The sequence below is a fragment of the Moraxella sp. I5G genome (assembly GCF_055193055.1).
Genome location: NZ_JBUXLH010000010.1, coordinates 20,195 through 28,468, shown reverse-complemented (window position 1 = coordinate 28,468; position 8,274 = coordinate 20,195). Strand labels below are relative to the sequence as shown.

Below are 8,274 nucleotides of genomic sequence, written 5' to 3'. Positions count from 1 at the left end.
TTTAAAACGTTAAAAATTATGTCTTACCATTTCTCTACTTACAATATCCAAACCATTTTCTAAAGCATAAAGGATACATAACATCATACCCAAAAATAAAGCAAAACGAACAAAATTATCAAACATAATAAGCATACGACTACTTCTAGGATTGTTCTTTTGAACCCAATAGTTAAGCCAAAACAACAAAACCAAAGGGATTAGCAAACCTAAACTAAACATACTAAATAATACCCCTGTAAGGATAACTGTTTTAGTTTTTTGAGTGATGTACATAAATAAACTCTAAATCTATGATTATATAAAATATCTGTATTATTAGTTATAAATTTAAAAAATACTTACTATAAAAATTTAAAATTTGACAAGATAAGTTTCTATGCTACCCTTATTTAAAATAGTTAATTATTAGATACTTGTTCCGCACTCTGTGCGGTTCTGTGAATAGATAGTAAATGATAAATTAACACTTTCAACAAACCACACTTTGTGTGGTTTTATAGTAAATGAAGAAATTGAAATGAATGACATTGAAACATCTAGTAATGCAACCTTAGACGAAACTGTTGATACCTTACTAACTAAACCTACAATCACTGAAAATACAACAGAAGATATAACAACAAATACAACATCTGAACTAGAAAACACTCAACAAGAATCAGCAATAAATCAGCATACTCATTGCATATACATAAACGAAAATACCTGCGACCCAATAATACAAAGAACGGTTACTAATACACAAGTTACAACAAACCTAAAAGGGAAAGAGGATTATAATGCTCGGCTTGATAGAGCTAGGGATAAAATAAACCAAAGACTAAAAAGCATGGGAGTACATCAACCTGAACAAAGAAATCCAAATGATATGACTTTTACATCATATTATGAAGAACCCAAACCTATAACAATAGAAAAGGTAACTACAGTAGAAGTACAAGCAGACAAAAATCATCTGATAAGTTTTAGTATAGTTATTATGATTGTTTTGGTGGTAAGTTTACTCTTCATTAAGGATACTTATTTTCTACAACCCTTTGTCTTAGCTAATATTAGTGCTTTAACTATTTTAGTGGCTTATGGTATGCTTGATATTTTAGGGGCATTTTTTAGTGCTGTATGTGTTTCGTTATATTGGTTTATTATGTTTATGACAAATAGAATGGATTTTCTAAATACATTTGATGATTACGATTATATTCAAAAATCTTAACCAAATAAAACCAAGTCAATGACTTGGTTTTATTATTCTACTTCTTATTATAAGATACACCATCTATAACAAATTGTAGTTTTTTTGGTAACATTGGATATACCCCCAATTCTTTTAGTGGTTTAGCATAACGCATAGCAAATTCTTCATCTGATAAGTTCTCTGCACTAGCCATAATATTAATACGATTCATTACATTATTTAAGTTACTTCTTTCATTTTTTTGTCTATTGTTATCTCTAAAAGTAGTTAGACCTTTATCAAGTTTTTCAAAAGTATTATTACCCCACCAATCTGTGTCTTGGTAATTTCCTGACAATGCTTGGGAAATTATGTACTGTTTTTCAGCATTAGAAACATTATGTTTATCAAAGAATACTGGTAAGTCTTTTAATGTTTTTTGAACATCTTTTGGTAACTTATCAAAATTACTTACAACATTCTTAGAATACCACCTAGAAAACTCATCATTAGGTATATCTTGATTTTGACTGTTATTGGTTTTATAAATAAATTGTGATAATTCATTTAACCCTTTAGGTATATTAATACTACCATCTGGATTAACTAACACATTACCATAACCATCAGGTAAACCAATAGCTTTAGCTCTAGCATTAATGGTTTCGGTATTAAATTTAGCACTCTGTTGAACCATATCAGCACTAGCTTTTAAATTATTGGTTTCAGCATTTTGTTGTGCTATATCTGCCTTTTGTTTTTCTATACCATTTAGAAATACTTGCTGTTCTCTTTTATCTTTATAAGATTCATATGCTTTAGCAACTGCATTATAAACACTTTGAGAGATTTCGGGATGAACACCATATTCTGTAATTAGTCTTGCAGTATCTGTATTAAGTAATTCAATCTCTTTACTTGCTTCTTCTCTTTGTTCTGGTGTGCTATTTGGATTAGTAAGAACATCTTTATAACGCATACTTTGGTCAAAATTATAAGATAGTTGATTTTCAACCATTGGTTTTACAGAATTAATCTGATTAGCTAGAGCTTGGTTATACTTAGTATCATAACCCATACTGCTTAGTAAAGCCCCTACACGAACATTAGCATTAGCATTAGCTACATTTTGTTCGTAAGCCAACTTAGCACTATCAGCTTCATCTTGGTTGGTACTGTTATTAGCGATATAAGACAAAGAACCCAGTAAATTACTGTCATAATTTTCTTGGTTTTCTTTAGCTTTAATGTTGTTCATAGAAGCAATAGCAGTATTATTTGTATTGGTAATCTCATCACCAATACGCTTATTTAACGTATCTTTTCTATCATCTAAATACTTATAAATGGTGTTATCTACCATGTTACCAGTATCTTTATTCATCTGATTAATGTAGTTATTAATACTTTGTTTGGTAGTATCTGTGTTTAATTCTTCTGGTTTAAATTGATTTATAAAATTCTGAACTAAAGCAGTATTTTTATCTTTAACTGCTTTACTAAAATGATTTAAGGTATCTTCAGCCGATTTAAAGGTATTTTGTCTTTGTAGCTCTGCAAGCTGTAGTAAACCATTACCATTACTAAAATCTGTTTGAGGTACTGGATTAAATCCAACTACTCTAGCCATAACTATACTCCGTATTTTCTCATATAATCACCAACAGACATTGTAGTTCTACCATTAGCTTTAGCTTCTTCTACACGTCTAATTTGTCTATCTTCTAATTGACTATTAGTCATTTTACGCTGTATATCCCAATTTCTGTTGCTATTATTAATTTGATGTTCTAACTGTTGTTTTGCTAGCTTATTGGTCTTATGTGCGTTATAAGCATTTACAAGCGTTCCTACAGTACCTAGAACTAAGTTAGCTCTATCTGTAATGGGTAACTTACCCCAACCATCTAACGCTTGATTCTTAGCTTCTAAACCCCTATTGTAAAGACTGTATGGGTCTTGTTTTTGGTTTTGAATATAATTATTTAATTTACTTTGAAAACCAGTAAATAAATTACCTACAGTATTTTTACTAGGTAAACCAGTAGGATTGTAATAATAAGGACTATCAGGTGTAATGGTTTGAAAGATTGTATCAGGCGCAATCATTTCATAATTTGGATTATTCCAGTTTAGTTGTTCAGTCATAAATATACTCTCTAATTGATTAATAAAATATCGTCTATAGATTCACTTGGTTTTTGTTGCACTTGTTTATTAGCTAAAGTCATTTCTACATAATTGCTAATCAAACCATGACTAATATCTACAACATTAAAACCAAAGTGTCTAGCATAGAACATATCTACAGTTTCAAAAACATCTACAGTAGTTGTATAGTTACTTCTTAGTAATTCATCTTGTGGATTATAGACTTTAGTAAGCAATAGTTTTTGTCTTGAAGCCAATAATTCAGATTGTTTTTTCTGGATTGTGTTAAATTCATTTTGCTGTTGTATGATGTCTTTAGTCTCTGTAATTAATTTACTATTGTAAGCGTCAAAAGATTTATTAACAAATTTCATCAAATTAGGTGCAGTTAATAATTTAGTGAAATCCCAGTTATTTTGTTTTGCTTTAAACAGAATTGCACCAACAACTAAAATAACTTTTGCTACATCTTCTTTTAAACCAAACACTTTAACAACTAGCTTAACTGTTTGTTGTAAAGCCATTTTGACTAAATAACTCTTTGCTACACTAAATAAAATTGTTCTTAAAGACTGTACAACTGAACCTGCTAAAGGTGAACCTGCAATGCTAATAGCAAAGGTAATAGTTTGTAAAACATTTCTGAATGCTTTGGTTTGATACCATTTAGTTTTAACCCACTGTCTCATATAAATCATGATATGAAAACTTTTATGTAATAGGTATTCCTGTTCCTTATGGTTTAATTGAGCAATAATATCCATATCTAGGGGTATATGGTCAGGTAAATAACCACCTAAAGTGTATGTGTTTATTGTAGAACCACCAAAGTAATTAAAAATAAATTCTATATAGTCTGTTTCTTGTTGATAAACCAGACGATAGTATTTTTTAGATTGTAAAACATTTATTTTATCTTCTTCATATTTAAAATAATATTCACCTACTTTAAGTTCTTTAAACTTTCCTTGTTTGGTTTCTTTTGTTAAGCCTACAACACTACTACTACTAATTATGAAATCATCATCTAGTCTAAGTGTTACTGAACGTTTATCTTCTACAGTGTTGTGTGCTTTAGTTAAAAATTTAAAAAGATACTCTAAAATTACTTTATCTGATTGGTTTATTTCATCTATATTAATACTGAAGTTTAAAAACATATAAGCAACATGTTGATAACCATCACCCATATTCTTTTGAATCTGCTTAGTTACTTCGTCTAAATCTAAATTAAGTTGTTTAAAAAGTTCTGTTATTTTAGTTTTAGTTTTTTCATCATGGTTTAATATATCTGCAAAATTTGCTCTTATATAAAGTCTAGGATAAAACTTACCATCATATAATCTCTTTACTATAACATCATCAGATATTTTCTTTTTAAACCAGTAATACTGATTATCCATAATGTAGTTAGCATAAAGGTAACTGTTATTATCAAGTGTAATATCTAATTTGATAGACTGTTCATTATCTTTGTCTTTAGCATAGACTAAAGTAATTTCATGTACATCTGATACAGTAATATTATCTTTTCTATTAATATCTAATTCTCTATCAAAATAAGTATTATAGTTAAAAGGTATGCTTTGGTTTCTTTGATTTTTAGTTAGTTGAAATCTAACTTCTTTTAAATAAGCATTATCTAATTCTTTTAGTTGGTTTGTTTCACTGTTATACCCATATTTGTTTAATAAAACAAACCAAGTGTCCATAAAAATATCAGATAAATCTAAAGTAAAAAATGAATGTGTAATGGTAAACTTTTTAGATTGATTTAAATTCCTTGACACTATATCATTAATATTAACACCTAGTTGTTGGGTGAAACTAGCTTTAGGTATAGCATTCGGATAATTTTTATGACACCACTTAACAACCTTTTTTAGTTTTTTAGGTAATGAATGTTGTCTTCCTTCTATTAAATATTCTGATAGTTCTTGTTTGTCATTATCCCATAAGTATCTGCTAACACTTTGTTTATGACTTGGTTTAAAGTTTTCATCTGATAACATTCTTTGATTAAAACTTTGGTCATGTATATCTGTACCCATAATTAATCCAATAAAAAAAAGAGTTAGATTATTCTAACTCTTTTTAATTTAGTTGGTTATTCCAACACTCTGTAACACTTGGCTTACTGCTCTACCAATAGTAGGGTCATTTAGTTTATTGGTTTCTGTTACTGGTGCTTCATCAGGGTCATCATTACGTCTAATCTTCCAAGTATCAACTAATATGTTAGTCATCTTAATTTTAGCATCATTTTTATAAGATATTGCTTGTTCATGTAATACTGCATTATTTCTAGCAATAACAGAATTATCACCAATAACTGTACTATCTGTTTGTGCTTTTTCAGTAACTACTTTTTGTGCATACAAATCTGCTTGCATTTGTATTTGTTTAGCTTCTAAAGGTGCTTTAGTATCTAATTCATATCTAGCTAAAGCTAGTTGCTGTTCTTTAATTGCTATGTCTTTTTCACCTAGTTTAATTTGGTGTGTTTTAACTTCTACATCTTTTTTAGCTAACTCTAATTGTTGTGTTTTAAGTTGAAGTTCTTTTTCACTATGAGCTAACTGACTTGGTTTAAGGTGCTTTAATTCGTACTCTTTTAAACTAATATCCTTGTTAATAGTATCAATATTTGCTTGAGATAACTCAGTTTGCTTTCGCATATTTTCTATTTGTGCTGGTTTAAAATGAATTAAATCAAACTCTTTAGAAGCAATATCTTTACTAATATTACTTATATTAGCAGTCATAACATCAATTTCTTTCTCTTTGATGGCAGTACCTTGTCTAACATCAGCTATATTGGCTTCTAATAGTGCAAGTTCTTTTGGTAATTTGTGTTCTATCTCTTGGTTTAGTTTCTCTGCTTGTGCTACTTCTGTGAATATTTGAGCATCAATTAAACCACCTTGTTTAGTGGCTACTACTGTATCGGTTGCTAACTTTTGTATTTGTGCTTCTAATAACTGCATTTCTAAGCCAATCTTAGCTTTACTTAAAGCATAATCACTGGCTTTATCTAATACAGCACTAATAAGATTAATATAAGCGTTAGCATAGTCTGTACCCCTAATACGTTCTGCTTCATACTCTTGATGTAAATGCAGTCTAACTGTTTTTAACATTGTGTCAAAAACACCAGTACCGTCAATAGTACCAGTGGTAAACTCATCAATATTAAAACCATTTTGAACACTAGTACTACTGATAGTTACCACAATTAATCTCCTAAACTGTTTTTAGCTTGTTGCACTTTAGCTAATTCTTCAATTTCTTCTTTAGTAGGTAGTGGTAGTTCTTGAATGTTGTAAGCAGGTAGCATAATACTTTCTACAACTTCTTTTCCTGAATTATCTGTACGAGTGCTTAAATATTGGTATTCTTTTTCTTTAATCATCTTATAAAGAATATTCTCAATTAACCACTCTTTACCAAATGGAATAACACGAGTAATTGTACCTAAATAAGCATTACCTACAGCAAAAAGTTCATTTTGCATATTACGCTTCATTGGGTCATTAGGTGTAATAATTACTTTAACTAATTTTAAGTTATCTTCTTCTAACTTTTTATAAATATCATTTTCACTTTCTTGGCTTTCAAAATTCTCAATTAATGTTTTTAATCTATTAGCAGTAATATTCTTAGGATATTCAATCCCTAACATATCTGCTTGTTCTTTTAAAGAACTTAAATCATTTGTGTTATTAGTGTCAGTCATAGTGTTTCTCCAAACAGAATTACCCTAGATTAAACTAGGGTAATTATTAATCACATTTTAACAGTTACTTTAAGAACAGCGATACGTTCTACATATTGTGGCATAAAGCCATAGAACCATTTAATAGAACTAAAACCAGTTTCACCGTATGGGTCATTTTTATTAGCAGTTTCTTCACTTGGTTTTTTGTGAATAACATGAAACTTTTGAGATTTACCATCAGTTTGAAAACCAACTGTAGTAAAAGACTCATCACCAACAACTAAGAAAGGAAATACATCATATTTGTTATTGGTTTTGTAAAAAGCATTGTTAGTAGCATTAGCTCCTTTACCTGCCCATCTAAGCATATCAGGAACTACCACAATACGAAAACCAGCAATACGACCTACTTCACCTTTTAGTAGGGTAGTACCAGAAGCATATTTATGTGCAGGAATAAATGCAGGCATATTATGATAGTCTTTCATAGCCTCCAAAGTTGGTAGTAGTTCTGAACCAACATAAGCAACACGACAATCAGGAATGGTTTTGGTATCAATCATTCGTGTACCAGTAATGATTTTGGTTTGTTTAGGTGTTTTATTTTTATCTAAATCAATACCTAATTTAACTAAATCACCATAAGTAAGTTCCATAGTGTCTGTTAATTCTGCCATTTGAGTAGCAGTACCTGCATACTTAACCAAACCAGCATTTGTAAGTAAATCTACTTGTAGTTTATCTTCATAAACTTTAACAGATGCGTTCATGAGTTCACGGTTAATATTTGCTACTAACTCAACATCAGAATCAAAACGTTCTAAGTCTGCTGAGTATTCATGAAACATACCAAATTTTTGTAAGTTAGAAGTTAGTTCAACACGAGTATAACCAATACGGTTTACACGTCCACCTGCTTCACCTAGCACTGGAAATTTAGTCGTAATTAAACCAACGTCTTTAGATGAACCGTATAAGTTACCATTGGCATATTTAGCACCAGAAGCATCTAACCCCATTTCATTACGGTTGCGGTCATCAATAGCAGGAAGATAACGATATTGTTTAATGGCTTTGCCTTGATTCTTAGGCATATTTTTTACATCAGCTAACTGTCCAAAGTAACTCTCTTGGATAGCTTCAATAAGTGCTTTACGTTCATAAGCATGTTTATTAATTTGGTCTGCACCAAGTGTTTGTGTACCATCACCATAAGTCATAGTCATAA

At 29.9% G+C, this 8,274-nt stretch carries 8 protein-coding genes; 1 reads left to right on the top strand and 7 read right to left on the bottom strand.

What is annotated here, in order from left to right; translation table 11 throughout:
- Positions 1-9: 9 nt before the first annotated feature.
- The gene (locus ACZBKJ_RS06660) at positions 10-276 is read right to left on the bottom strand and encodes a hypothetical protein (protein WP_463200195.1); all 267 of its coding nucleotides are present in this window, start codon (positions 274-276) and stop codon (positions 10-12) included.
- A gap of 244 nt (positions 277-520) precedes the next feature.
- On the opposite strand from ACZBKJ_RS06660, the gene ACZBKJ_RS06655 reads away from it, so the two are divergent.
- Positions 521-1,216, top strand: coding sequence for a hypothetical protein (locus ACZBKJ_RS06655; protein WP_463200194.1), 696 nt, complete (start codon positions 521-523; stop codon positions 1,214-1,216).
- 37 nt (positions 1,217-1,253) lie between these two features.
- Here the strand turns inward: ACZBKJ_RS06655 and ACZBKJ_RS06650 are convergent, their stop codons facing one another.
- Genes ACZBKJ_RS06650 through ACZBKJ_RS06625 form a run of 6 tightly spaced genes read right to left on the bottom strand, consistent with a single transcriptional unit; the run spans position 1,254 to position 8,272 of the window.
- Positions 1,254-2,807, bottom strand: coding sequence for a hypothetical protein (locus ACZBKJ_RS06650; RefSeq protein ID WP_463200193.1), 1,554 nt, complete (start codon positions 2,805-2,807; stop codon positions 1,254-1,256).
- Positions 2,808-2,809: 2 nt separating this feature from the next.
- Entirely contained in the window at positions 2,810-3,325 is a 516-nt protein-coding gene (locus ACZBKJ_RS06645) for a hypothetical protein (protein WP_463200192.1), read from the bottom strand.
- 11 nt (positions 3,326-3,336) lie between these two features.
- The gene (locus tag ACZBKJ_RS06640) at positions 3,337-5,379 is read right to left on the bottom strand and encodes a hypothetical protein (RefSeq protein WP_463200190.1); all 2,043 of its coding nucleotides are present in this window, start codon (positions 5,377-5,379) and stop codon (positions 3,337-3,339) included.
- A gap of 48 nt (positions 5,380-5,427) precedes the next feature.
- Positions 5,428-6,561, bottom strand: coding sequence for a zinc ribbon domain-containing protein (locus ACZBKJ_RS06635; protein ID WP_463200189.1), 1,134 nt, complete (start codon positions 6,559-6,561; stop codon positions 5,428-5,430).
- 2 nt (positions 6,562-6,563) lie between these two features.
- A complete protein-coding gene (locus ACZBKJ_RS06630; RefSeq protein ID WP_463200188.1) occupies positions 6,564-7,064 on the bottom strand; it encodes a hypothetical protein in 501 nt (166 codons plus the stop codon).
- A gap of 50 nt (positions 7,065-7,114) precedes the next feature.
- Positions 7,115-8,272 carry a N4-gp56 family major capsid protein gene (locus tag ACZBKJ_RS06625; RefSeq protein WP_463200187.1) on the bottom strand — a complete coding sequence of 386 codons (1,158 nt, stop codon included), beginning with the start codon at positions 8,270-8,272 and terminating at the stop codon, positions 7,115-7,117.
- Between the last annotated feature and the right edge of the window lie 2 nt (positions 8,273-8,274).